The organism is Streptomyces sp. SAI-135 (genome assembly GCF_029893805.1).
In the GTDB taxonomy this organism is placed as follows: Bacteria; Actinomycetota; Actinomycetes; order Streptomycetales; family Streptomycetaceae; genus Streptomyces.
The window spans coordinates 5,268,101-5,290,443 of the sequence record NZ_JARXYP010000002.1 but is presented as its reverse complement, the minus strand read 5'-3'; the positions used below and the strand labels follow the sequence as shown (position 1 = coordinate 5,290,443).

Sequence of the window (22,343 nt, the reverse complement as noted above, 5' to 3'; positions counted from 1 at the left end):
CACCGCGGGCCCTTCTTACTGCCCTCTCACCCCGTGGGACGCAACGCGGCGAGCTGCTCCTCGAAGGGCACCACCGCAGAGAACGCGTCGGCCGCGGTGCCGCGCGGCGCGCGTGCGACGGACAGTCCCGTCATCAGCGCGGCCAGTTCCCCGGCCGCCCGCTCGATCCGCCCGTCCAGTCCCTCGGCCCCCCAGTCCTCCGAGGCGGCGTACACGCCGGTGGGCACGACGACGGCCTTCAGGTACGCGAAGAGCGGCCGCAGGGCGTGCTCGAGGACCAGCGAGTGGCGAGCCGAGCCGCCGGTCGCCGCGATCAGCACCGGCTTGCCGGCCAGGGCCTCCGGGTCGAGGACGTCGAAGAACGACTTGAACAGTCCGCTGTACGAGGCGGAGAAGACGGGCGTGACGACGATCAGTCCGTCGGCCCCCGCCACCGCGTCCTGCGCGGCGGCCAGGGCCCGTCCCGGGAAGCCGTTGGTGAAGTTCTGCGCGATCTCCACGGCGAGTTCCCGCAACTCCACGACCTGCGTCTCCACCTCGGCCGTGCGTCCGACGGCCGCGGCCAGCCGGTCGCCGAGCAGACGGGTGGACGAGGGGACGCTCAGCCCCGCGGACACGACGACGAGCTTCATGCGACGACCTCCTTGTTCTGTGCGGCGGCCAGCAGGGACGCGTGGGTGGGAGCCTCCGGGACGTCCGCCGGGCGGCCCGCCGCGAACTCCTTGCGCAGCACCGGCACGACCTCCTCGCCCAGCAGGTCGATCTGCTCCAGGACGGTCTTCAGGGGCAGCCCTGCGTGGTCCACCAGGAAGAGCTGGCGCTGGTAGTCCCCGGCGTACTCGCGGAACTTCAGGGTCTTCTCGATGACCTGCTCCGGGGAGCCGACGGTCAGCGGGGTCTGGTCGGTGAAGTCCTCCAGGGAGGGCCCGTGCCCGTACACCGGCGCCACGTCGAAGTACGGCCGGAACTCACGGACCGCGTCCTGGGAGTTCTTCCGCATGAACACCTGTCCACCCAGCCCCACGATCGCCTGCTCGGGCGTGCCGTGCCCGTAGTGGGCGTACCGGCTCCGGTACAGCTCGACCATCCGCTTGGTGTGGTCGGCCGGCCAGAAGATGTTGTTGTGGAAGAACCCGTCGCCGTAGTAGGCGGCCTGCTCGGCGATCTCGGGAGACCGGATGGACCCGTGCCACACGAACGGCGCGACCCCGTCCAGCGGCCGGGGCGTGGAGGTGAAGCCCTGGAGCGGCGTCCGGAACTTCCCCTCCCAGTTCACGACGTCCTCGCGCCACAGCCGGCGCAGCAGGGCGTAGTTCTCGATGGCGAGGTTGATGCCCTCGCGGATGTCCTTGCCGAACCAGGGGTAGACCGGCCCGGTGTTGCCGCGGCCCATCATCAGGTCCACCCGGCCGTCGGCCAGGTGCTGGAGCATCGCGAAGTCCTCGGCGATCTTCACCGGGTCGTTCGTGGTGATCAGCGTGGTCGAGGTCGAGAGGATGAGCTTCTCGGTCTGCGCCGCGATGTACCCGAGCATGGTGGTCGGCGACGACGGCACGAACGGCGGGTTGTGGTGCTCACCGGTCGCGAAGACGTCGAGCCCGACCTCCTCGGCCTTCAGTGCGATCGCGACCATGGCCTTGATCCGCTCACGCTCCGTCGGCGTACGGCCGGTCGTCGGGTCCGGCGTGACATCGCCGACGCTGAAGATCCCGAACTGCATGGTCGCTCACCCTCCAGGTTGTTGACGGTTCAACTATAACCGCGTACCTGGCCCAACGACCCCCCACCCCCACCTATTCCCGCCCCCAGGGCCGCGAGGAACCGCGCGACCAGCCCCCACCACCCCGCACCCCAAAAACGCACCCCCGCCCCCACCCCCCCAGGGGCGCGGGGAACTGCGCGACAAGCCCCCACCGCCCCGCACCCAGAACACAACCCCCACCACCCCAGGGGCGCGGGGAACTGCGCGACAAGCCCCCACCACCCCGCAGCCAGAACACGACCCCCACCCCCCCAGGGGCGCGGGGAACTGCGCGACCGGCCCCCACCGGCCCGCAGCCGAAACCCGACCGAAACCCGACCCCCGCCCGGGGTCAGCGAGGCTCCCTCCCCGTCCCCGCCAGCAGCCGCTCGAAGTCCGACGCCCCCTCCGCCACCGCCACCGGCTCCCCGAACACCCCCATCTCCCTGGCCGTAGGAGCAAGTCGGGCCACCGCACCCGTCAGCTCCTCCGTGACCGCATCATCGGGCACCCCGTACTCCTGACCCGTCGCCCGCGCCAGATCCCACGCATGCACGGTCAGGTCGAGCAGCGCCATCGCGCCGACCAGCCGCGCCGGCATCTCCATCGCCCCGGTCGTCCCCTCCTCCGCACCGGGCGCGGACCAGGCCGCCACCAGCCGGTCCGCCTCCGCCGCGAACCGCTCCCGCCAGTCCGGCCCCTCGGCCACCCGGTCGGCAGCGACCTCGCCGAAGTCCGACGGCTCCTTCGCCGCCAGCCGCTGGAACTGCACGATCACCTGGAACAGATGATTGACCAGCTCCTTCACGTCGTACTGCGCACAGGGCGTGGCAGCCCCGAGCGCCGCGTCCGGAATCCCCCCAACCACCGGGACGGCCCGCTCCCGAGCCCTCCCCAGCAGCTCACCGATGCCGTACGTCTTCTTCGCCGCGTTCGTGTCCATGCCCCGACCGTACGAAGACCCCCGCCCGCCCTTCTTGAAGAAACGCGACGCCCCGCCCCGGACGTACGATCCCCTCATGGCCGCCCCCCGCCGCGACACCCGCGGGATCGTGGACCCGGCCGGGCTGCTGACCCGGGTGAGGTTCCGCCGCCACGAGCCCGCCGAGCCGCTGCGCCGGTACGTCGAGCAGTACTGGTTCATCGACTGGGACCTGCCCGAGCCCTACGTCTCCCACGTCGTCCCGCACCCGTCCGTCCACCTCACCTTCCAGCAGGACGAGGGGTCCCCCTACGCGGAGCTGACCGGAATCCCCGGCGGCCTCTACACCAGGAGGCTCAGCGGCCGGGGCCGGGTCTGCGGGGTGAAGTTCCGCCCCGGCGGCTTCCGGCCGTACGCCCCCGGGCACCCGGTGTCCCACTGGACGGGCCGGGTGCTGCCGGCCCGGGACGTGTTCCCGCGGGCCACCCCCGCCGCCGCCCGCTCCGTCGTGACCCCCGCCGACGACGAGGCCCGCGTCGCCGCACTCGACGCCTTCCTCCTCCCCCTCGCCCCGGCCGGCCCCGACCCGCAGGCCGACCTCGCCACCGCCCTCGTCGACCGCGTCCACGACGACCGCACCGTGCGCCGCGTCGACGACTTCGCCCACGCGGCGGGCCTCTCGGTACGCGCACTGCAACGGCTCTTCTCGGCGTACGTCGGTGTCAGTCCGAAGTGGGTCATCCTCCGCTACCGCATCCACGAGGCCCTGGAACTGGCCGGCACCCGCGGCGAGGCCGACTGGGCCGCCCTCGCCGCCGACCTCGGCTACGCCGACCAGGCCCACCTGGTCCGGGACTTCACGGCCACGGTCGGGACCCCGCCGACGGCGTACGCACAGGCGGCCGCCGTTTGAAACGCACCGGAACGCCCCCGCCGGATCAGAAGTAGTACTCGTCCCCGCTGTCCAGCACCAGCACCCGCTGCCGGTCGTTCTCCCGGTTCCGGTCCACCGTCCCCCCGTTCCACACCGTGTCGATCTCCAGCAGCACCTCCGACGGCGCCCCCCGCAACCGCGCCCGCAGCTCGACCCGCTCCCCCAGCCCGTCCGCCGCCAGCGCCCCCACCCGGCACAGCACCACCCGCTCCTCCGACCGCGCACACCCCGCCGGCAGGGTCTGCTCGTTCACGAGCGGCTCGGACCACCGCAGCCGTACGGTCGCGTCCGGCACGGCGGCCGGCCCGTGGTTGCGGGGCGTGAACCGCAGGTCCACCCGCCCGCCGGACAGGGACGCGGCCCCGTGATACGCCAGATCCGCCTCGGGCCCGCCGACGGCGACCGCCGTACCCCCGGCCACCAGGGCCACCACCACCGCACCCCACACCGCAAGCACCCGCATGCCACCCACTCCTCGCTCCAGCCGCCCGAACCCGCCGCGGTCGCAGGGATGTATCCCACGTACGGCGAACGGCAGGCGCCCTCCATCAGGTGACACAGGCCCGGCATGCCAGGCTGGCCCCATGCTCGTAGCCCGCTCCGCCGCCCTGTTCGCCGTGGCCGCCCTCTTCGAGATCGGCGGCGCCTGGCTGGTCTGGCAGGGCGTACGCGAACACCGCGGCTGGATGTGGACCGCGGGCGGCGTCCTCGCCCTCGGCGCCTACGGCTTCGTCGCCACCTTCCAGCCCGACGCCCACTTCGGCCGCATCCTCGCCGCGTACGGCGGCATCTTCGTGGCCGGCTCGATCCTGTGGGGCATGGCGGCCGACGGCTACCGCCCCGACCGCTGGGACATCACGGGCGCACTGATCTGCCTCACGGGCATGGCGGTGATCATGTACGCCCCGCGCGACTGACCGGCCGTCCGCGGTGAGCGCGCCGGCGAGCCGTGGGCCCAGGACAGCGGGACCACCCTCGTACCGGCCCGCGATCCGGACCGCCCGGAGCCTCGGACCACGGCCGCCCTATTCTGGCGGGAGCCCGTACCCGCGCCGCCCGAGGAGCAGCCCATGGCATCCGCCGCCCCGTCCCCCGCGTCCCGGATCGCCGTCGTCACCGGGGCCAGCAGCGGAATCGGCGCGGCGACCGCACGGCAGCTCGCCGCGGCCGGCTACCGCGTCGTCCTCACCGCCCGCCGCAAGGACCGCATCGAGGCGCTCGCGGAGGAGATCAACGCGGCCGGCCACCAGGCGACGGCCTACCAGTTGGACGTGACCGACCGTGCGGCCGTCGACGAGTTCGCGACGGCCTTCAAGACGATCGGTGTCCTCGTCAACAACGCCGGCGGAGCCCTCGGCGCCGACCCCGTCGCCACCGGCGACCCCGCCGACTGGCGCACGATGTACGAGACCAACGTCATCGGCACCCTGAACCTCACCCAGGCCCTGCTGCCCAAGCTCGACGCGAGCGGCGACGGCACGATCGTCGTCGTCTCCTCGACCGCCGGACACGGCACCTACGAGGGCGGCGGCGGCTATGTCGCCGCCAAGCACGGCGCCCACGTCCTCGCCGAGACCCTGCGCCTGGAGATCGTCGGCCGCCCGGTCCGCGTGATCGAGATCGCGCCCGGCATGGTCAAGACGGACGAGTTCGCCCTGACCCGCTTCGGCGGCGACGAGTCGAAGGCGTCCAAGGTCTACGAGGGCGTGGCGGAACCCCTCACCGCCGACGACGTCGCCGAGACCATCACCTGGGCCGTCACCCGCCCCAGCCACGTCAACGTCGACCTCCTGGTCCTGCGCCCCCGCGCCCAGGCCTCCAACACGAAGGTCCACCGCGAGCTGTGACCCCCGACCGGAAAGACCCCCACGACGAACGCCACATGTGGTGGTGGCTCGCCTACTTCCTCTTCGGCATCCACATCGTGGCGTTCGTCATGATCTACGCGGTGACCCACGCTCCCAAGTGAGCGCGGCAGATCACCCACAGGGATGAACCTCTTCGATCATCCGAACGCCCCCTGAACTGGCGATCTAGGCTCACGCCACAACACCAACAAGACGGCCCTCGGCAGGGACGGGCATCCCTGCCGAGGGCCTGACCGACAAGGAAGTAGAGGCTTCCCTGTGGCTGAATGCGAGCCTAACGCTCCCCAGTTCATGGACCTGACGGTCCCCGAGTACGCGTACATGTTCGGCTTCTTGCAGGCGGACGGACACCTACAGCAAGGAGCCGGTCAGAAAGGCAAGTTGACCGTCGAGCTCAGTGCCCGAGACGTCGATCTCCTGCGCAAGTTCCAGGAACTGACGCCGTACTACAGCAGCATCACCGAGCGCACCCGGTCCACGAACTTCGCCGAGGTCCACACCTCGGCCACCTGGACCCTGTGCTCCCTCGAAGCCAGAACCAAGCTCAATCAGCTCGGCCTGCCCTATGGACGCAAGTCACGGACGATCACTCCACCCGGCTTCGAGTTCCGTGCGCGTGACTACCTTCGCGGGATCGTCGACGCCGACGGCTCCGTGGGTTACACGGGCAAGGGTTTCCCCTTTGTATCCCTCACCACGGCCAGCACGGCTGTTGCCGCCTACCTGTGCTTCTACGCAGGGAAATTCACCGGATCAGAGCGCTCGCTCAAACGCAACGCACGAGACGGCATCTATAACATCCTGTACACAAACGAGAAGGCTCAGCGCTTCGCAGCTCACCTCTATTACGAGGGATGCCTGTCCCTGCCGCGCAAGCAAGCCGCGGCCGACTCCCTGGCCGCCTGGATCCGACCCTGCGGCATGAGGGTTGCTCCCGCACGCCGCCGGTGGACCGCTTCGGAAGACCGTGTGCTGCTCCGGCTGAACAACGACGCTGCCGCGGCCAGAGAACTCGGCCGCACTGAGAAGAGCTGTTACATCCGCCTCTGGCGACTACGGACCGGCCAGATTCCGCTGCCGGCCGACCGATAGCTGAACGTGCGAGGCCCACGTCCACTTGTCGTGGGCCTCGCACGTCAGCCCTTGACACAGATGAACTGCTTCAGCTTGGCCACGACCTGGACAAGATCGCGCTGCTGCTCCATCACCTGGTCGATGTTCTTGTAGGCACCCGGGATCTCGTCCACGACGCCGGAGTCCTTGCGGCACTCCACGCCCCGGGTCTGCTCCTCCAGATCCCGCACCGAGAAGCGCCTCTTGGCAGCGTTCCGGCTCATACGCCGACCCGCCCCGTGAGAGGCCGAGTTGAAGGCCTTCTCGTTTCCGAGACCCTTGACGATGTACGAGCTGGTGCCCATCGACCCGGGGATGATCCCGTACTCGCCGGAGCCTGCGCGGATCGCTCCCTTCCGAGTGACCAGCAGGTCCATGCCCTCATAGCGCTCCTCTGCCACATAGTTGTGGTGGCAGGAGATCTCCGTCTCGAAGGTCGGCTTCGCCTTCTTGAACTCCTTGCGGACCACGTCCTTCAGGAGCGCCATCATGATCGAGCGGTTGTGCTTCGCGTACTCCTGAGCCCAGTACAGATCATTTCGGTACGCCGCCATCTGCGGAGTATCCGAGACGAAGACTGCGAGATCACGATCGACCAGGCCCTGGTTGTGCGGGAGCTTCTGAGCCACGCCGATGTGATGCTCGGCAAGCTCCTTACCGATGTTCCGGGAACCGGAGTGCAGGGTGAGCCATACCGAACCCTCCGAATCAAGCGACAGCTCCAGGTGATGATTCCCCCCGCCAAGCGTCCCCATCTGCCTGGCCGCCCGCTCTCCCCGGAACTTGACCGCTTCCGCAACCCCGTCGAACCGCCCCCAGAACTCGTCCCACCCCGCAGTCGCCAGACCATGGAACCGCCCCGGCTCTACGGGACTGTCATGCACCCCCCGCCCCACCGGAATCGCCTGCTCGATCTTCGACCGCAGCCGGGACAGGTCACCCGGCAGGTCGTTCGCCGTCAGGGACGTCCTCACCGCCGACATGCCGCAGCCGATGTCCACACCGACCGCCGCAGGGCACACCGCACCCTGCATCGCGATGACCGACCCGACCGTCGCCCCCTTGCCGTAGTGGACGTCCGGCATGACGGCCAGGCCCTTGATCCACGGCAGGGTCGCGACGTTGCGCAGCTGCTGCAGGGCCACGTCCTCGACGGTCGCCGGGTCCGTCCACATCCGGATCGGGACCTTCGCGCCCGGCATCTCCACGTACGACATATCGTCCTCATTCCCCCGGAAACACAACAGAAGTCTCACAACGCAAAACCGGCGCCAAGGTCGACGTATGGGATGACGGACCGGCGTTCACGGCTCGGCGTGCGATACACATTGTCTGCAGGGGACGCCCCCGTGCGGCAAGCGAATAACCTGCGGGGACACTGTGATCCCCACGAGTCGCAGACTTTCCGAGAGGAGCCCCACCGTGCAGCGGAAGGCCTACGTTCCGGGCGTCGCCGCCCTCCTCGCGGCGCTGCTGGCCGGCTGCACCGGCAGCTCCGGCGGCGACGGCACGACGGACGACGCCAACCCCGGCGACGCCGGCACCGCCTCCGCCGTCGCCCAGCCCGGCAAGTACCGCACGCTCCCCGAACCGTGCGGTGTGGTCGGCCAGAGCACCCTGGACGCGCTGCTGCCCGGCATCCAGCAGATCACCGACGAGAACCAGCGCACGAAGGCCTACGAGGGCGACGCCACGCTCACCTACGACACGGACCGCAAGGTCGGCTGCCGTTGGAAGGTGGAGGCCACGGACGCCACCGAGTACCTGTCGGTCGACTTCGAGCGTGTGGTGTCGTACGACAACGCGGTCAGCGACGACAGCCAGGCGCAGCAGCTGTTCGCGCAGGCGCAGGAAAAGGCGGATCTGCCGGTGGCGGCGACGTCGGCGACCTCGGACGTGGAGGGGAGCGGCACCGCGAGCCCCACCGCCTCCCCGACGGCCACCCCCAGCGGTTCCGCGAGTCCGAGCGGTTCGGCCTCGGCCACGCCGTCCGATCTCCAGCCCCGCGTCCTGGACGATCTGGGCGACGAAGCGTTCCTGGACGACGCGTTGGGCGGCTCGGGTTCGACGGCCCAGCAGCGCAAGGTGACTGTGGCGTTCCGCACGTCCAACGTGATCGTGACCATCGAGTACGAGGAGCAGCCGACGACGATCGGCGTCACCCCGGACAGCAAGGAAATGCAGGACAACGCCCGGAAACTGGCCTCGCAGCTGGCCGGTTCACTGTCCGGCTGAGCGCTCTCCACACACCTCTCACCCGTGCGCACAAAGCCTTCGATGCCGGCCCGCACTCTCCGCTCACCGCGTACCGTGGCCCCTCGGACCCGATCCGACGGCAGGAACCACAAGCGTCATGAGTGAAGGAACCATGCAGCGACGAGCAGAGCGTGACCAGGGTGTTCTGGGGGCCCCTCCCACGCCTTTCGGGCAGTGGGGGAAAGCGAAGCGTCTTCACCGCGTCCTTGTCTGCGCGGCCGCAGTCCCGGTGATGCTGATCGCCGCCGGCTGCTCCTCCGACTCCGGCTCCGGTGGCGACAGCGCGAGCAACGGCTCGGACAGCGGCAAGGGCGCGGACAGCGGTGCGTCCGCCTCCGCGAGCGCGGCGCCCACGGTGCAGGCGGCGGCGTACAAGTCGCTTCCCGAGTCGTGCGGGGTGCTGTCCTCGAAGACGTTGAAGTCGCTTGTCCCGGAGGCCTCGAAGGCCGGCAAGAAGGGCACCTCGGAGGCGGGCACGCGCGGCAGCTGCTCCTGGAGCAGCCTCGACAACAACGGTGTGAAGGGTTCCCAGTTCCGCTGGCTGAACGTCTCGCTGCTGCGCTTCGAGTCGGACACCTCGCGCGGTACGGGCGAGGCGCAGGCGCAGAAGTACTACACGCAGCAGATCCAGGACGCCCAGTCGGTGGCCGGTGCGAAGAACGCCAAGTCGCAGGCGGTGTCCGGGACGGGTGACGCGGCGACGCTGGTGCGCTACGACCTGAAGAAGAAGGAAGGCGCCTTCAAGCAGCAGACGGTCGTCACGCGCGTGGAGAACGTCGTGGTCACCGTCGACTACAACGGCGCGGGTCTGGCCGGTGACAAGGCGCCGAGCTCGGACTCCCTGGCGAAGCTCGCGGAGCGGGCGGCCAAGGAGGCGGTGGCCGCGGTGTCGGCGGCGAACGGCGAGGGCGCGGCGAGCCCGGCCCCCTCGCAGTCCGCGTCGGGTTCGAAGGCCCCGTCGAAGTCGGCGTCCCCGTCCCCGTCCCCGTCCGCGTCGAAGTCGGCCTCGAAGTCGGCATCTCCGTCCAAGTCGGCCGCGAAGTCGGGCTGAAGCAGAACTGACGGGCCGTACCGGCCACCCGTGCGCAGCACACATGTGCCACTCTGTTGCGCGCAACAACACGCACAGGGAGGGGAGTACGGGTGGCCGCGCCCATGCAGCTGACTCGAATGCACCGCGTGCTCATCGGCGTGGTCGTGTTCGGCGCCGTGATCATCGCCGGCATCGGCTTCGCGGGGTCGTACGCGGCCGTCCGCGAACTCGCCATCCAGAAGGGCTTCGGGAACTTCAGCTATGTCTTCCCGATCGGCATCGACGCGGGTATCTGTGTCCTGCTGGCCCTCGACCTGCTCCTGACGTGGATCCGCATCCCGTTCCCGCTGCTGCGGCAGACGGCGTGGCTGCTGACGGCCGCCACGATCGCCTTCAACGGCGCGGCGGCCTGGCCGGACCCGCTGGGTGTCGGGATGCACGCCGTGATCCCGGTGCTGTTCGTGGTGGCGGTGGAGGCCGCCCGGCACGCGATCGGCCGTATCGCGGACATCACGGCGGACAAGCACATGGAGGGGGTCCGCCTCACCCGCTGGCTGCTCTCCCCGATCCCGACGTTCCTGCTGTGGCGCCGGATGAAGCTGTGGGAGCTGCGCTCCTACGAGCAGGTCATCAAGCTGGAGCAGGAACGTCTCGTCTACCGTGCCCGTCTGCACTCCCGCTTCGGCCGGGCCTGGCGCCGCAAGGCACCGGTGGAGTCCCTGATGCCGCTGCGGCTGGCGAGGTACGGGGTTCCGCTGGCGGAGACGGCCCCGGCGGGTCTGGCGGCGGCCGGCATCGAGCCGGTCCTGCTCCCGCCGGCGCCCCCGGTCGACGCGGCCCCCGTGGCCCCCGTGGCCCCCGTGGCCCAGCGAACGGCACCTCCCGGTGAGCAGCGCCTGCAACTGGACGGCACCCCCCAGCCGCAGCAGGCGGCGCCGGAACCCGAGCCCGATCTGAGCCCCTGGTTCGAGGCCCCTCAGCAGATCGAGTACCAGGGCGGCTACAACCCCAACTACGACCCCGCCGAGCAGTACGAGCGCTGGTACGAGGAGCAACTCGAGGCCGAGCAGTACGAGTTGCAGCAGATCCAGTACGAGGAGCCGCCCAGGGAGCCCTCGATGGAGGAGACGGGCAGCTTTCCGATCCCGGTGACCAACGGCCGTACCCGGGAGCTCGGTGAGGGCGGCGGTTCGCCGGAGCCGACGGAGGACGACTTCTACCAGGTCTTCAAGAAGTCGATAGACGGCAGCTATCCCTCCCCGGGTCAGCTCAGGGGGGACGTGGAGGCGACGTACGGCGTCACGCTCCCGCAGCGGGAGGCCGAGCGGATGGTCAAGCGGTTCACCAACCGCCACACCGCGGAACTCCAGGAAGACCACATCGCATGAGGAAGGGGCCCTCCGCACCGGAGGGCCCCTCTTCTTGGTCTTTCGGACCGTCTACTCCCCGAGCAGCGCCCGGACCCGCTCCTGTCCGACGGCCAGCAGCAGCGTGGGCAGCCGGGGCCCGGTGTCGCGGGAGACCAGGAGCCGGTACAGCAGGGCGAAGAACGTCCGCTGGGCGGTCTTGATCTCGGGCGGCAGCTCCTTGGGCGTGGCGTCCGCGGAGAACCCGGCCTGCACCTTGGGCACGCCGTACACGAGGTGGGTGAGCCCGTCGAGCGACCAGTGCGAGGCGAGCCCGTCGAGGAGGAGCCGCAGCGACTGCTGGGAGGCCTCGTCGAGGGACTTGAGCAGTTCGGCGTCGGGCTCGTCGCGCACGATGGTCCGCTGGTCGGCGGGTACCTGGGTGTTGATCCAGGCTTCGGCCCTGTCGTACCGGGGCCGGGCCTCGTCCAGCGTCGACAGCGGGTTGTCGGGGTCCAGTTCGCTGAGGATCCGCAGCGCCTGGTCCTCGTGCCCGGCGGTGATGTCGGCGACGGAGGCGAGCGTCCGGTAGGGCAGCACGCGCGCGGTCCTGGGCAGCTCCCCGGCGGCCGTGCGCACGGCACGGGAGTGGGCGGCGACATCGGCCGGCAGGGCGGACCCGTCGGCGACCTTGGCGTCCAGCTTGTCCCACTCGTCGTAGAGCCGCTGGATCTCCTGGTCGAAGGCGATCTTGAAGGACTGGTTGGGCCTGCGGCGGGCGTAGAGCCAGCGCAGGAGCTGCGGCTCCATGATCTTCAGCGCGTCGCCCGGCGTGGGCACCCCGCCCCGAGACGACGACATCTTCGCCATCCCGGAGATGCCGACGAAGGCGTACATCGGGCCGATGGGCTGCTTCCCGCCGAAGATCCCGACGATCTGCCCGCCGACCTGGAAGGAGGAGCCGGGGGACGAGTGGTCGACGCCGCTGGGTTCGAAGACGACACCCTCGTACGCCCACCGCATCGGCCAGTCGACCTTCCAGACCAGCTTGCCGCGGTTGAACTCGTTGAGCCGGACGGTCTCGGAGAACCCGCAGGCGTTGCAGGTGTACGACAGCTCGGTCGTGGCGTCGTCGTAGGAGGTGACGGTGGTGAGGTCCTTCTCGCAGTTGCCGCAGTAGGGCTTGTACGGGAAGTACCCGGCGGACCCGGAGGACCCGTCGTCCTCGGCGGCCGCGCCGGAGCCCTCGGCGGCCTCGACCTCGGCCTCGTCGAGAGGCTTCTGCTGCTTCTTCGCGGCGGCCGGGGCCTTCTTGGTCCGGTACTGGTCGAGGATCGCGTCGATGTCCCCGCGGTGCGCCATCGCGTGCAGGATCTGCTCGCGGTAGACGCCCGAGGTGTACTGCGCGGTCTGGCTGATCCCGTCGAACTCGACGCCGAGCTCGGCGAGCGCCTCGATCATGGCGGCCTTGAAGTGCTCGGCCCAGTTCGGGTGGGCGGAGCCGTGCGGTGCGGGCACGGAGGTCAGCGGCTTGCCGATGTGCTCGGCCCACGACTCGTCGACCCCGGGGACCCCGGCCGGCACCTTGCGGTACCGGTCGTAGTCGTCCCAGGAGATCAGGTGCCGCACCTGGTGGCCCCGGCGCCTGATCTCGTCGGCGACGAGGTGCGGGGTCATGACCTCGCGCAGGTTCCCGAGGTGGATCGGTCCCGAGGGGGACAGTCCGGAGGCGACGACGACCGGTTTGCCCGGGGCCCGACGCTCCGACTCCTCGATGACCTCATCCGCGAAACGGGAGACCCAGTCGGTGGTCTCAGCGCTCTGACCCACGATCGGCACGTCCTCTTTTACTGATGGCGTTGATGGACCTCCACATTCTCCCACCCCCGGAGTGATGGCGGCGAAGCCGCCTCTTTCCAGGGGCGCGGGGAACTGCGCGACAAGCCCCCACCGGCCCGCACCAAAAAAACCGCTTCCCACCCCATGGGATACTGACCGTGTCTATCTGATCCCCCGAGGAGAACGGCACCCTTTCCCATGGCCCCGGTCACGTCCCTCAGCGACGCCGTCAACCAGCAGCTCACCTCCGCGCTCTCCGCCACCCTGCCGGAGGCCGACGCGGAGCCCCTGCTGCGACGCAGCGACCGGGCCGACTTCCAGGCGAACGGCATCCTGGCGCTCGCCAAGAAGGCCAAGGCGAACCCGCGGGACCTGGCGACGCAGGTCGTCTCCCGGCTCGTGACGGGTGACGTGATCAAGGACGTCGAGGTCTCCGGCCCCGGCTTCCTGAACATCACGATCACCGACCGGGCGATCACAGAGAACCTCGCCGCCCGGTACGAGGACGGCGACCGTCTCGGCGTGCCCCTCAAGGACGAGCCCGGCATCACGGTCGTCGACTACGCCCAGCCGAACGTGGCGAAGGAGATGCACGTCGGCCACCTGCGTTCCGCGGTGATCGGTGACGCGCTGCGGGCGATGCTCGACTTCACGGGCGAGAAGACGATCGGCCGGCACCACATCGGCGACTGGGGCACGCAGTTCGGCATGCTCATCCAGTACCTGATGGAGCACCCCGGCGAGCTGGCCCCTGCCTCGGAGGTCGACGGCGAGCAGGCCATGTCGAACCTGAACCGGGTGTACAAGGCCTCCCGGGTGGTCTTCGACTCCGACGAGGAGTTCAAGGAGCGGGCGCGCAAGCGGGTCGTGGCCCTCCAGTCCGGCGACAAGGAGACGCTCGACCTCTGGCAGCAGTTCGTGGACGAGTCGAAGGTCTACTTCTACTCGGTCTTCGAGAAGCTGGACATGGAGATCCGCGACGAGGAGATCGTCGGCGAGTCGGCGTACAACGAGGGCATGCCCGAGACCGCCCGCCTCCTGGAGGAGAAGGGGGTGGCGGTCCGTTCCGAGGGCGCGCTGGTCGTCTTCTTCGACGAGATCCGCGGCAAGGACGACCAGCCGGTGCCGCTGATCGTGCAGAAGGCGGACGGCGGCTTCGGCTACGCGGCGAGCGACCTGACGGCGATCAGGAACCGGGTCACCGACCTGCACGCGACCTCGCTCCTCTACGTCGTGGACGTCCGCCAGTCCCTCCACTTCAAGATGGTCTTCGAGGCGGCCCGCCGCGCGGGCTGGCTGACCGACGACGTCACCGCGCACAACATGGGCTACGGCACGGTCCTCGGCGCGGACGGCAAGCCGTTCAAGACGCGTGAGGGCGAGACCGTCAAGCTGGAGGACCTGCTGGACGAGGCGGTCGAGCGGGCGGCGGAGGTCGTACGCGAGAAGGCCCAGGACCTCACCGAGGACGAGATCCAGGAGCGGGCGGCACAGGTGGGCATCGGCGCGGTGAAGTACGCCGACCTGTCCACGTCCCCCAACCGGGACTACAAGTTCGACCTGGACCAGATGGTCTCGCTGAACGGCGACACGTCCGTGTACCTCCAGTACGCGTACGCCCGTATCCAGTCGATCCTCCGCAAGGCGGGAGAGGTACGGCCGGCCGCCCACCCGGAGCTCGAACTGGCCGACGCCGAGCGGGCGTTGGGCCTGCACCTGGACACGTTCGGCAGCACGGTCTTCGAGGCGGCCGCGGAGTACGCCCCGCACAAGCTCGCCGCGTACCTCTACCAGCTGGCGTCCCTGTACACGTCGTTCTACGACAAGTGCCCGGTCCTCAAGGCCGACACCCCGGCCCAGGTCGAGAACCGCCTGTTCCTCTGCGACCTGACGGCCCGCACCCTCCACCAGGGCATGGCCCTGCTGGGCATCAGGACGCCGGAGCGTCTCTGACCGTCCCACAGGCGGTGTGGCCGCGAGTTCTACTGCAACGCGAACTCGCACCACACCGCCTTGCCCAACTCCCGTTCCCGGACTCCCCACTTGTCGCTCAGTGCGGAGACCAGCAACAGCCCCCGGCCGCCCTCGTCGCCGTCGTACACCACATGCGGCACCCCGGGTCCGCTGTCGTGCACCTCGACGACCAACGCGTGCACCTCGTGGCGCAGGAAAAGCCTCAACTGGCGTCCTGGCGGCACCCCGTGCAGCAGCGCGTTCGTCACCAGTTCGCTCACGCAGAGCAGTACGTCGTCCGCCCGCGAGGTCTCGGCGAGGCCCCAGCCGGTCAGGGTCTCGGCCGTGAAGCGCCTCGCGGCCTGCGCGGATCGGCGTTCCCGGCGGAAGAAGCGCTCACGCAGGAGCGGTAGTCGGATCGTCTCGTTCACGGGACGAGAGTTGCGGAGAGTGACTACCGTTGATCACTCGGTGAACCCGTACAGATTTTTTGTACGGCCTCGTACCCGGTGACGTACGCGTTCCGAGGGGGATGGAGACCGTCATGAGCGCCAGGAAACCGCCGCGGCCGAAGAACCTCACGTCCATGAAGATGCTGGGCAAACAACTCGGCACCGCGCGCCGCGCCGCGGGCCACACCCAGACCGCCCTCGCCGACCTCGTCCGCGTCGACGAGGAGACCATCGCGTCGATCGAGCAGGGCAGACGGACGCTGAAACCGGACCTGGCCGCGGTGCTGGACGAAGTCCTGGAGACGAAGGGGATGTTGGCGGCGGGGGTGGCCAACCTGCCGGACATCGACCAGTTCCCGATGTGGGCCGAGCTGTACATGGAGCATGAGCGGGAGGCCATCGCCCTCTCCTGGTACGACAACGCGGTCCTGCCCGGCCTGCTCCAGACCGACTCGTACGTCCGAGCCGTACTCCGCAACCGCGTTCCCGCGTATGACGAGAGCGAGATCGAGACGCGTACGGCGGCCCGTCTGGAACGTCAGGAGATCCTGCACCGCAGGAACCCGCCCACGCTGAGCTTCATCGTGTGGGAGCCGGTGCTGCACATGAGGATCAGCGGGCAGGAACAGCTGCACCATCTTCGGACGATCGCTGAACTGCCCTGTGTTTCCCTTCAGTTCTTGCCGCTGGACAGCCCCTTTCACGCAGGGCTGGACGGGCCCTTCACGCTCCTCGAAACACCGGACCACCAGCACCTCGCGTACACCGAGTCGCAGCGCGGCAGCCAGTGGGTTTCCGACGCGGATGAGGTATCCAGGCTGGCGCGCAAATATGCGATGCTGCGGACACAGGCCCTGACCACACAGGACTCCAGGGATCTGCTCGACCGCCTGCTAGGAGAGCAATGAGCGCCGAAGCACTTCACTGGTTCAAGTCGACGTACAGCGGCAGTGAAGGCGGCCAGTGTCTCGAAGTGGCCTTCTGCCCCGAAGCCATCCACATCCGCGACTCCAAGAACCCCGAGCCCACCCTCCAGGTAACCCCCGCCACCTGGACCGCCTTCACCACCGCTCTCCAACACTGACCGCCATTGTCAGTGGCGCCCCCTACAGTCACTGGCATGGCGACTCTTCCCAACCCGCTGCCCACCCTGGCGGCAGACCCGAGCGGTCGTTCCCTCGGGCTCGGACTCCCGCTCGGGAGACTGATCGACGCGACCGACGAGGGGCCCTGGCACGAGCCGTTGCTGTGGCATGCCGAGTACGCGGCGTCGTCCGGCGCCTGGGCCGCGCTGGGCGTCCCGGCGGCGCGAACCGGTCTGCTGCCGGTGCTGATAGAGGTCGGCGGTGCGCAAGGCGGGCCGGACGAGTGGGAGTTGATGCCCGGGGAGATGTCGTACCCCGGGGACCACGACCCCGAGGAACTGCTCGCGGAGTACTGGGCGTACGCGATCGAGGAGCCCGACGACCTCGCCGGGACGATCGCACCGTACGACGAGACGTGGCCCAGCGCGGCCCCGGGCCCAGAGTCCTTCCCCGCCGACCCCGACACCCGTGCCGCCGAGACCGCCGACGCGCTCCTCGACGAGGGATCGTGGTTCAAGGAGCCCCGCCTCGCCCTGGTCCCGGCCCGCCGCAGCGCGGACATCCCGGCGGCGATCGGCTGGACGGGTCCGATGAACTACGAGAACGACACGGCCCGTGTCTGTGCGATCCTCCGCGACTGGGAGGACCGCTTCGGCATACGCGTCATCGCGCTCACCTTCGACCAGCTGGTCCTGTCCGTCGCCGCCCCGCCCACGACGCAGGACGAGGCGGAGGCCGTCGCCGCCGAGCACTTCGCGTTCTGCCCGGACAACATCACCCAGGGCGATCACGAGACCCTGCGCGCGTACGCCGAACACGCGGTGCTGGGCCGACGCGTGTGGTCCTTCTGGTGGGACTAGGGCAACCCTTGGGAGATCCCGTGACCAGCAGCAAGCCGTCGTGGTCCGACCGGAGGCTGCCGGCGTTCCTCACCCGGTGGCGTACGGACTGGAAGGACGAGGGACTCACCCCGGCGAACTACCTCGACTTCGAGGGCGGCCTCAGGTTCGTGCTGGCCGCGGCCTGGCTGTTCTGTCCCGAGACGGTCGAGTACCGCGACGGTGTGTTCCTCAAGCAGCGGTTCAATCAGGGGAACGTCGACGACTGGTTCACGAAGTTGGGCGATGGCAGGGAACGTGTCGAAGCGGTCACCAACCAGGTCAAGTTGTGGGACACGTTCGTCAACACGCCCCTGACGGACGACGACCAGCTCGGCGAGGAACTGCCCCAACTCGCGCTGGCGGTGGGGGAATGCTGGCAGGGCGTCCTGTCCGCCCGGTACCCGGACCTGGAGATCACCGTCGAGGTGAGCGACGAGGAGGACGGCTCCTACGGTCCGACGGTGACCTTCTGGACCTCCCCGTCCGCCTCGCCCTTCGGCTAGCCCGACAGTCCCTCCCCGAGCCTGCGCAGCCCCTCCCCGATCTCCTGGGGCGTCTGCGTCACGAAGCAGAGCCGCAGGGTCGAGCGGTCGGGCTCACCGGCGTAGAAGGGCGCCCCCGGGACGTAGGCCACGTCCCGCCTCACGACCTGCGGCAGCAGCGCGGTGGTGTCGTACGACGACGGGAGTCGTGCCCACAGGAACATGCCGCCCTCGGGACGCGTCCAGGTGGAGCCCTCGGGCAGGGCGTCGGCCAGCCCCGCGAGCATGGCGTCCCGCCGCTCCCCGTAGACGCCCGCGACGCGCCGCACATGCGTGTCGAGGTCCCGGCCGGCGAGGTAGCGCGCCGCGGCGAGCTGGTTGACGGTCGGGGTGTGCAGGTCGGCGGCCTGCTTGGCGACCGCGCAGGCCCGGCGCAGTTCGCCGGGCGCCCGCAGCCAGCCCAGCCGCAGGCCCGGGGCCATGACCTTGGAGAATGACCCGAGCAGCACGGTCCGGTCGCGGGCCTCCTCGTGGGCAGCGATCCACGGCACCCGCTCGCCCTCGAAGCGGAGTTCGCCGTACGGGTCGTCCTCGACGATCCACAGCCCGCGCCGCGCGGCCACGGACGCGACGGCCTCCCGGCGTTCCGCGGACATGGTCCGGCCGGTCGGGTTCTGGAAGGTGGGCACGGTGTAGAGCAGCTTGGGCCGCTCCCGCGCGACGAGTTCCTCCAGTGCCACGGGGTCGGGCCCCTCGTCGTCCCCCGGCACGGCCACCACCCGGGCGCCCGCGAACCCGAAGGCCTGGAGAGCTGCCAGGTAGCAGGGGCTCTCGACGAGGACCGTGTCGCCGGGCTCGACGAGGGCGGTGGCGAGCAGTGACAGCGCCTGCTGGGACCCGGTGGTGACGAGGACGTCGTCGGCGTCGGTGGCGAGCCCGCGCACCGACATGCGCTCCGCGAGGGCCGCCCGCAGCACGGGTTCGCCCTCGGTGGTGGAGTACTGGAGCGCCCGCTGGGGCACCTCGTCGAGCACCGCCCGGTACGCCTCCGCGATCCCCTCGGCGTCGAAGAGTTCGGGCGCCGGCAGTCCGCCCGCGAAGTTGATGACCTCGGGGCGGGCGGTGACGGCGAGGATGTCCCGCACCGGCGACCCGCCGACCGACCGGGCCCGGGCGGCGAGCGGCGGCACGGAAGCGAACGTGGGCACCGTCATGGCACGGCTCCTTCGACTGCTGACTGCGACGACTGGTCCGCAGCCTAGGGAACCGAGTGCCGTCTACATGTACCTTTCCGCGATACGGACGCCGCGCGCTCGCTCACGCCTTGGTGCCGGTGGCCCCGTAGACGTTGATGTCGTCGTCCGTGACGTCGTTGATGTCGCGGTAGCGGATCTTCTCGATGTCGTCGAGGGACTCGAAGTCCTCCCCGTCGATGGCGGGCGGCGCGGGCGCGGGCCCGGGGTGCCACAGATGCGCGGGCACCACCCCGGGCTCGTCCAGCGACAGCCCCGGCACCTCGGTGAAGAACCGCTCGACCTGGGCCCTGGACCGGAACACGAAGGTGAACCCGCGCTCGGTGTAGGTCCGCTGGACCGCACGGGCGGGCTCCGGGTGCATCTCGTCGGTCAGGTGACTGAGCACGATCCGGCTTCCCGCGGGCAACGCCGCCACGAGCTCGCGGACGATCGGATAGGCCTCGTCGTCCTCGACGAAGTGCAGGATCGCGACCAGGCACAGCGCGATCGGCTGGTCGAAGTCCAGGGTCCTGGCGGCCTGTTCGAGGATCTGCGCGGGGCTCTTGAAGTCGGCGTCGATGTAGTCCGTGCGCCCCTCGGGCCCGCTGGTGAGCAGCGCGCGGGCATGCGCCAGCACCACCGGGTCGTTGTCGACGTAGACGACGCGCGCGTCGGGCCGGATCCGCTGGGCGATCTGATGGACGTTGTCCGCGGTGGGCAGCCCGGTGCCGATGTCGAGGTACTGCCGGATCCCGTCCCGCTCGGTCAGCCGCTCGACGGCCCGGCGCATGAAGTCGCGGTTGTGCCGTACGTCGAGGTAGCCGCGGGGGTTGGCGGCGAGCGCGGCGGCGGCCGCCTCGCGGTCGGCGGGGTAGTTGTCCTTGCCGCCGAGGAAGACGTCGTAGACGCGGGCCGGGTGTGCCCTGGTGGTGTCGATCCTCTTGGCCAGTTCGGCCGGGTCCTGGCTCAGCGCGTCACCGGACATGGGTGTCTCCCCTGGGAATGTGTCGGTCCCTCACGGACCACCACCGCGATGGTCAAGAACCTAACTCCCGGGGCGACTTGATGGTGCCCGATGCGCGGGAGACCCCGTCCCGCGTCCCGCCCGGGGGACTTGGGAAGCCTCATCAGTGCAGGTCAACGAGGCTTCCGGTACGAGGCCGTCCCGAATTCCCGGCCGGGGCTGGCGAACGCCCCGGCATCCCCGCAGCCTGATCCCATGCCCACCCGACCCCACACCCCCACCCTCCTCGCCCTGCTGGCCCTCCTCGCACTCCTCACCCTCACGGGCTGCAAGGACGGCCAGGGCGTACGCGACGAGGGCCCGGCCGCGGACAAGGCGGCGGTGCGCCCCGTGGAAAACCAGAAGGCCGCCCGGAGCTGACCGGGCGGCCTCTCAGCAGAGCTGCGTCATCACACGTGCGCGGGAGCGAAGCCCTTCGGGTTCGGGCCGAACTTGTTCTCGCCGGGCTCACCGTCGAGGCAGGTGAAGACGAGGAGGGTGATGCCGCCGACGAGCGGAACCAGACCGAACAGGACCCACCAGCCGCTGCGGCCGGTGTCGTGCAGGCGGCGCACGAGGACGGCGAGGCTGGGGAGCAGGATGGCGACGTAGAAGACGATCGGGATCCAGGCCTGCTTGGCCACGACGCCGATGACGGCCAGCACGATGTAGATGATCGTGACGAAGAGGGTGTACATCCAGTATTCCTTGCGGCGCGCGCGGCCGCTGAACACGGCGTACTTCTTCAGCACATCGAGGAAGTAGTTCATGGTGGTGTCCCCCAGGGATCGACGTTCGGACCATTCCGAATGGATCAGGCCAGGCGCAGAAGATATGGAGGATGTCGAGAACTCGTCAATTCGACGGATGTAAGCGGTTCATCAAGTCGCGGACCTGTCAGACTCCGACAAATCCACCACCCCCGAGGGCGGATTCCGGACAGACCGCCAGAAGATCACCGCGCCAAGCGGGGGCCGTTGTCCGGACGTTGGCCGGAACGAGCTCCGCCCGTATCCGGACCGAGCTCGAACCGTTGCCGTGACACGCCGCCAGGCCGCTTCGTCAGCCGAGCTTCTGCGCCACCTCGGTGGCCCAGTAGGTGAGGATGTTCTGCGCCCCGGCCCGCTTGATTCCGGTCAGTGTCTCCAGGATCGCGCGGTCCCGGTCGATCCAGCCCTTCTCGGCGGCGGCCTCGATCATCGAGTACTCACCGGAGATCTGATAGGCGGCCACCGGCACGTCCACGGCGTCGGCGACCCGCGCGAGGACGTCGAGGTAGGGCCCGGCCGGCTTGACCATCACCATGTCGGCGCCCTCCTCCAGGTCGAGGGCCAGCTCCCGCAGCGACTCGCGCGCGTTCGCGGGATCCTGCTGATAGGTCTTGCGGTCCCCCTGCAACGAGGAGGCGACGGCCTCGCGGAACGGCCCGTAGAACGCGGACGCGTACTTGGCCGTGTACGCGAGGATGGCGACGTCCTCCCGCCCGATCTGGTCGAGGGCATCCCGTACGACCCCGATCTGACCGTCCATCATCCCGCTGGGCCCCACGACATGGGCGCCCGCGTCGGCCTGCACCTGGGCCATCTCGGCGTACCGCTCGAGGGTGGCGTCGTTGTCGACCCGCCCCTCGGCGTCCAGCACCCCGCAGTGTCCGTGGTCCGTCGTCTCGTCGAGGCACAGGTCGGACATCACGAGCAGCTCGTCGCCGACCTCGGCCCGCACGTCCCGGATGGCCACCTGGAGGATTCCGTCGGGGTCGGTCCCCGGCGTCCCGACGGCGTCCTTCTTCGACTCCTCCGGCACCCCGAAGAGCATGATCCCGGAAACCCCGGCCGCCACGGCCTCCGCGGCCGCCTTCTTCAAGCTGTCCCGCGTGTGCTGCACGACCCCGGGCATCGCCGAGATCGGCACGGGCTCACTCGCCCCCTCCAGCACGAACGCCGGAAGGATGAAGTCAGCGGGGTGCAGCCGCGTCTCGGCCACCATGCGGCGCATGACGGGGTTGGTCCGCAGCCGCCGGGGCCGCGTGCCGGGAAAGGATCCGTACATCGTCATATCCCTACGCTACGCCCGCCCCGCACGCCCCTTTGCCGACGCGACGTCGGACGGACCGCCCACGGGAGTGCTTCACGGGGCGCCCACGAGAGTGCCTCGCAAAGTCGCCTGGCGGCCGCGGGCACGCGGTGGCCGGTCGCGCAGT

25 protein-coding genes are annotated in these 22,343 nt (G+C 69.8%); 14 read left to right on the top strand and 11 right to left on the bottom strand.

The window, feature by feature from the left end; all coding sequences use genetic code 11:
• Positions 1 to 26 precede the first annotated feature (26 nt).
• The 3 genes from M2163_RS28535 to M2163_RS28525 form a co-directional block, all read right to left on the bottom strand.
• Positions 27 to 632 (bottom strand): FMN reductase, encoded by a 606-nt coding sequence (locus M2163_RS28535; protein ID WP_280850014.1) that lies wholly within the window; start codon positions 630 to 632, stop codon positions 27 to 29.
• Complete coding sequence (locus M2163_RS28530) at positions 629 to 1,720, bottom strand: LLM class flavin-dependent oxidoreductase (RefSeq protein WP_280850015.1); 1,092 nt, start codon at positions 1,718 to 1,720, stop codon at positions 629 to 631. The genes M2163_RS28535 and M2163_RS28530 overlap by 4 nt, the downstream gene beginning before the upstream one ends.
• A gap of 373 nt (positions 1,721 to 2,093) precedes the next feature.
• Entirely contained in the window at positions 2,094 to 2,684 is a 591-nt protein-coding gene (locus tag M2163_RS28525) for a TIGR03086 family metal-binding protein (protein WP_280850016.1), read from the bottom strand.
• A gap of 76 nt (positions 2,685 to 2,760) precedes the next feature.
• On the opposite strand from M2163_RS28525, the gene M2163_RS28520 reads away from it, so the two are divergent.
• Positions 2,761 to 3,576: a helix-turn-helix domain-containing protein gene (locus M2163_RS28520; protein WP_280895412.1), complete on the top strand. Its 816-nt coding sequence runs from the start codon at positions 2,761 to 2,763 to the stop codon at positions 3,574 to 3,576.
• Positions 3,577 to 3,601: 25 nt separating this feature from the next.
• Here the strand turns inward: M2163_RS28520 and M2163_RS28515 are convergent, their stop codons facing one another.
• Complete coding sequence (locus M2163_RS28515) at positions 3,602 to 4,060, bottom strand: hypothetical protein (protein WP_280850018.1); 459 nt, start codon at positions 4,058 to 4,060, stop codon at positions 3,602 to 3,604.
• Between the two features lie 121 nt (positions 4,061 to 4,181).
• Between M2163_RS28515 and M2163_RS28510 the strand changes: the two genes are divergently transcribed.
• From M2163_RS28510 to M2163_RS28495, 4 genes are all read left to right on the top strand, one after another.
• Positions 4,182 to 4,514, top strand: a complete 333-nt coding sequence (locus M2163_RS28510) for a YnfA family protein (RefSeq protein WP_280895411.1) — start codon at positions 4,182 to 4,184, stop codon at positions 4,512 to 4,514.
• Positions 4,515 to 4,667: 153 nt separating this feature from the next.
• On the top strand, positions 4,668 to 5,444 hold the full coding sequence (locus M2163_RS28505; RefSeq protein WP_280850020.1) for an SDR family NAD(P)-dependent oxidoreductase: 777 nt from the start codon (positions 4,668 to 4,670) through the stop codon (positions 5,442 to 5,444).
• Positions 5,441 to 5,566, top strand: coding sequence for a hypothetical protein (locus tag M2163_RS28500; RefSeq protein WP_280850021.1), 126 nt, complete (start codon positions 5,441 to 5,443; stop codon positions 5,564 to 5,566). Before M2163_RS28505 ends, M2163_RS28500 begins: the two co-directional genes overlap by 4 nt.
• Before the next feature lie 190 nt (positions 5,567 to 5,756).
• Entirely contained in the window at positions 5,757 to 6,557 is an 801-nt protein-coding gene (locus M2163_RS28495; RefSeq protein WP_280895410.1) for an LAGLIDADG family homing endonuclease, read from the top strand.
• 44 nt (positions 6,558 to 6,601) lie between these two features.
• Here M2163_RS28495 and M2163_RS28490 read toward each other — a convergent pair whose 3' ends face one another.
• Positions 6,602 to 7,795: an RtcB family protein gene (locus tag M2163_RS28490; protein WP_280895409.1), complete on the bottom strand. Its 1,194-nt coding sequence runs from the start codon at positions 7,793 to 7,795 to the stop codon at positions 6,602 to 6,604.
• A gap of 205 nt (positions 7,796 to 8,000) precedes the next feature.
• On the opposite strand from M2163_RS28490, the gene M2163_RS28485 reads away from it, so the two are divergent.
• The 3 genes from M2163_RS28485 to M2163_RS28475 all read left to right on the top strand — a co-directional run bounded on the left by M2163_RS28485 (position 8,001) and on the right by M2163_RS28475 (position 11,255).
• Positions 8,001 to 8,813, top strand: a complete 813-nt coding sequence (locus M2163_RS28485; RefSeq protein WP_280850023.1) for a DUF3558 domain-containing protein — start codon at positions 8,001 to 8,003, stop codon at positions 8,811 to 8,813.
• A gap of 253 nt (positions 8,814 to 9,066) precedes the next feature.
• Positions 9,067 to 9,885, top strand: a complete 819-nt coding sequence (locus tag M2163_RS28480; RefSeq protein WP_280895408.1) for a DUF3558 family protein — start codon at positions 9,067 to 9,069, stop codon at positions 9,883 to 9,885.
• Between the two features lie 104 nt (positions 9,886 to 9,989).
• On the top strand, positions 9,990 to 11,255 hold the full coding sequence (locus M2163_RS28475; protein WP_280895407.1) for a DUF2637 domain-containing protein: 1,266 nt from the start codon (positions 9,990 to 9,992) through the stop codon (positions 11,253 to 11,255).
• Positions 11,256 to 11,306: 51 nt separating this feature from the next.
• Here M2163_RS28475 and lysS read toward each other — a convergent pair whose 3' ends face one another.
• Complete coding sequence (gene lysS / locus M2163_RS28470) at positions 11,307 to 13,052, bottom strand: lysine--tRNA ligase (RefSeq protein ID WP_280850026.1); 1,746 nt, start codon at positions 13,050 to 13,052, stop codon at positions 11,307 to 11,309.
• Positions 13,053 to 13,250: 198 nt separating this feature from the next.
• On the opposite strand from lysS, the gene argS reads away from it, so the two are divergent.
• The gene (argS, locus tag M2163_RS28465) at positions 13,251 to 15,005 is read left to right on the top strand and encodes an arginine--tRNA ligase (RefSeq protein ID WP_280895406.1); all 1,755 of its coding nucleotides are present in this window, start codon (positions 13,251 to 13,253) and stop codon (positions 15,003 to 15,005) included.
• A 29-nt stretch (positions 15,006 to 15,034) separates the two neighbouring features.
• On the opposite strand, the gene M2163_RS28460 is transcribed toward argS, so the two are convergent.
• Positions 15,035 to 15,436, bottom strand: a complete 402-nt coding sequence (locus M2163_RS28460; protein ID WP_280850028.1) for an ATP-binding protein — start codon at positions 15,434 to 15,436, stop codon at positions 15,035 to 15,037.
• Positions 15,437 to 15,549: 113 nt separating this feature from the next.
• On the opposite strand from M2163_RS28460, the gene M2163_RS28455 reads away from it, so the two are divergent.
• From M2163_RS28455 to M2163_RS28440, 4 genes are read left to right on the top strand one after another with little or no spacing between them, the layout of a single operon-like run.
• Positions 15,550 to 16,365, top strand: a complete 816-nt coding sequence (locus M2163_RS28455) for a helix-turn-helix transcriptional regulator (RefSeq protein ID WP_280895405.1) — start codon at positions 15,550 to 15,552, stop codon at positions 16,363 to 16,365.
• Complete coding sequence (locus tag M2163_RS28450) at positions 16,362 to 16,541, top strand: DUF397 domain-containing protein (RefSeq protein ID WP_280895404.1); 180 nt, start codon at positions 16,362 to 16,364, stop codon at positions 16,539 to 16,541. The genes M2163_RS28455 and M2163_RS28450 overlap by 4 nt, the downstream gene beginning before the upstream one ends.
• Positions 16,542 to 16,577: 36 nt before the next feature.
• Complete coding sequence (locus M2163_RS28445; RefSeq protein WP_280895403.1) at positions 16,578 to 17,402, top strand: DUF4253 domain-containing protein; 825 nt, start codon at positions 16,578 to 16,580, stop codon at positions 17,400 to 17,402.
• 20 nt (positions 17,403 to 17,422) lie between these two features.
• Positions 17,423 to 17,926, top strand: a complete 504-nt coding sequence (locus M2163_RS28440) for a hypothetical protein (RefSeq protein ID WP_280895402.1) — start codon at positions 17,423 to 17,425, stop codon at positions 17,924 to 17,926.
• On the opposite strand, the gene M2163_RS28435 is transcribed toward M2163_RS28440, so the two are convergent.
• Complete coding sequence (locus tag M2163_RS28435) at positions 17,923 to 19,119, bottom strand: PLP-dependent aminotransferase family protein (protein WP_280895401.1); 1,197 nt, start codon at positions 19,117 to 19,119, stop codon at positions 17,923 to 17,925. The genes M2163_RS28440 and M2163_RS28435 overlap by 4 nt on opposite strands.
• Positions 19,120 to 19,222: 103 nt before the next feature.
• On the bottom strand, positions 19,223 to 20,125 hold the full coding sequence (locus tag M2163_RS28430) for an SAM-dependent methyltransferase (protein ID WP_280895400.1): 903 nt from the start codon (positions 20,123 to 20,125) through the stop codon (positions 19,223 to 19,225).
• A gap of 234 nt (positions 20,126 to 20,359) precedes the next feature.
• Between M2163_RS28430 and M2163_RS28425 the strand changes: the two genes are divergently transcribed.
• Positions 20,360 to 20,524, top strand: a complete 165-nt coding sequence (locus M2163_RS28425) for a hypothetical protein (protein ID WP_280850035.1) — start codon at positions 20,360 to 20,362, stop codon at positions 20,522 to 20,524.
• A gap of 29 nt (positions 20,525 to 20,553) precedes the next feature.
• On the opposite strand, the gene M2163_RS28420 is transcribed toward M2163_RS28425, so the two are convergent.
• A complete protein-coding gene (locus M2163_RS28420) occupies positions 20,554 to 20,913 on the bottom strand; it encodes a DUF805 domain-containing protein (RefSeq protein ID WP_280850036.1) in 360 nt (119 codons plus the stop codon).
• 292 nt (positions 20,914 to 21,205) lie between these two features.
• Positions 21,206 to 22,198, bottom strand: coding sequence for a porphobilinogen synthase (gene hemB / locus M2163_RS28415; protein ID WP_280895399.1), 993 nt, complete (start codon positions 22,196 to 22,198; stop codon positions 21,206 to 21,208).
• Between the last annotated feature and the right edge of the window lie 145 nt (positions 22,199 to 22,343).

Bases quoted from the DNA above. Each gene is read 5' to 3' on its own strand.
- M2163_RS28535 (WP_280850014.1), bottom strand. From the start codon at position 632: ATGAAGCTCGTCGTCGTGTCCGCGGGGCTGAGCGTCCCCTCGTCCACC.
- M2163_RS28530 (WP_280850015.1), bottom strand. From the start codon at position 1,720: ATGCAGTTCGGGATCTTCAGCGTCGGCGATGTCACGCCGGACCCGACG.
- M2163_RS28525 (WP_280850016.1), bottom strand. From the start codon at position 2,684: ATGGACACGAACGCGGCGAAGAAGACGTACGGCATCGGTGAGCTGCTG.
- M2163_RS28520 (WP_280895412.1), top strand. From the start codon at position 2,761: ATGGCCGCCCCCCGCCGCGACACCCGCGGGATCGTGGACCCGGCCGGG.
- M2163_RS28515 (WP_280850018.1), bottom strand. From the start codon at position 4,060: ATGCGGGTGCTTGCGGTGTGGGGTGCGGTGGTGGTGGCCCTGGTGGCC.
- M2163_RS28510 (WP_280895411.1), top strand. From the start codon at position 4,182: ATGCTCGTAGCCCGCTCCGCCGCCCTGTTCGCCGTGGCCGCCCTCTTC.
- M2163_RS28505 (WP_280850020.1), top strand. From the start codon at position 4,668: ATGGCATCCGCCGCCCCGTCCCCCGCGTCCCGGATCGCCGTCGTCACC.
- M2163_RS28495 (WP_280895410.1), top strand. From the start codon at position 5,757: ATGGACCTGACGGTCCCCGAGTACGCGTACATGTTCGGCTTCTTGCAG.
- M2163_RS28490 (WP_280895409.1), bottom strand. From the start codon at position 7,795: ATGTCGTACGTGGAGATGCCGGGCGCGAAGGTCCCGATCCGGATGTGG.
- M2163_RS28480 (WP_280895408.1), top strand. From the start codon at position 9,067: ATGCTGATCGCCGCCGGCTGCTCCTCCGACTCCGGCTCCGGTGGCGAC.
- M2163_RS28475 (WP_280895407.1), top strand. From the start codon at position 9,990: ATGCAGCTGACTCGAATGCACCGCGTGCTCATCGGCGTGGTCGTGTTC.
- argS (WP_280895406.1), top strand. From the start codon at position 13,251: ATGGCCCCGGTCACGTCCCTCAGCGACGCCGTCAACCAGCAGCTCACC.
- M2163_RS28455 (WP_280895405.1), top strand. From the start codon at position 15,550: ATGAGCGCCAGGAAACCGCCGCGGCCGAAGAACCTCACGTCCATGAAG.
- M2163_RS28450 (WP_280895404.1), top strand. From the start codon at position 16,362: ATGAGCGCCGAAGCACTTCACTGGTTCAAGTCGACGTACAGCGGCAGT.
- M2163_RS28445 (WP_280895403.1), top strand. From the start codon at position 16,578: ATGGCGACTCTTCCCAACCCGCTGCCCACCCTGGCGGCAGACCCGAGC.
- M2163_RS28435 (WP_280895401.1), bottom strand. From the start codon at position 19,119: ATGACGGTGCCCACGTTCGCTTCCGTGCCGCCGCTCGCCGCCCGGGCC.
- M2163_RS28430 (WP_280895400.1), bottom strand. From the start codon at position 20,125: ATGTCCGGTGACGCGCTGAGCCAGGACCCGGCCGAACTGGCCAAGAGG.
- M2163_RS28425 (WP_280850035.1), top strand. From the start codon at position 20,360: ATGCCCACCCGACCCCACACCCCCACCCTCCTCGCCCTGCTGGCCCTC.
- M2163_RS28420 (WP_280850036.1), bottom strand. From the start codon at position 20,913: ATGAACTACTTCCTCGATGTGCTGAAGAAGTACGCCGTGTTCAGCGGC.
- hemB (WP_280895399.1), bottom strand. From the start codon at position 22,198: ATGACGATGTACGGATCCTTTCCCGGCACGCGGCCCCGGCGGCTGCGG.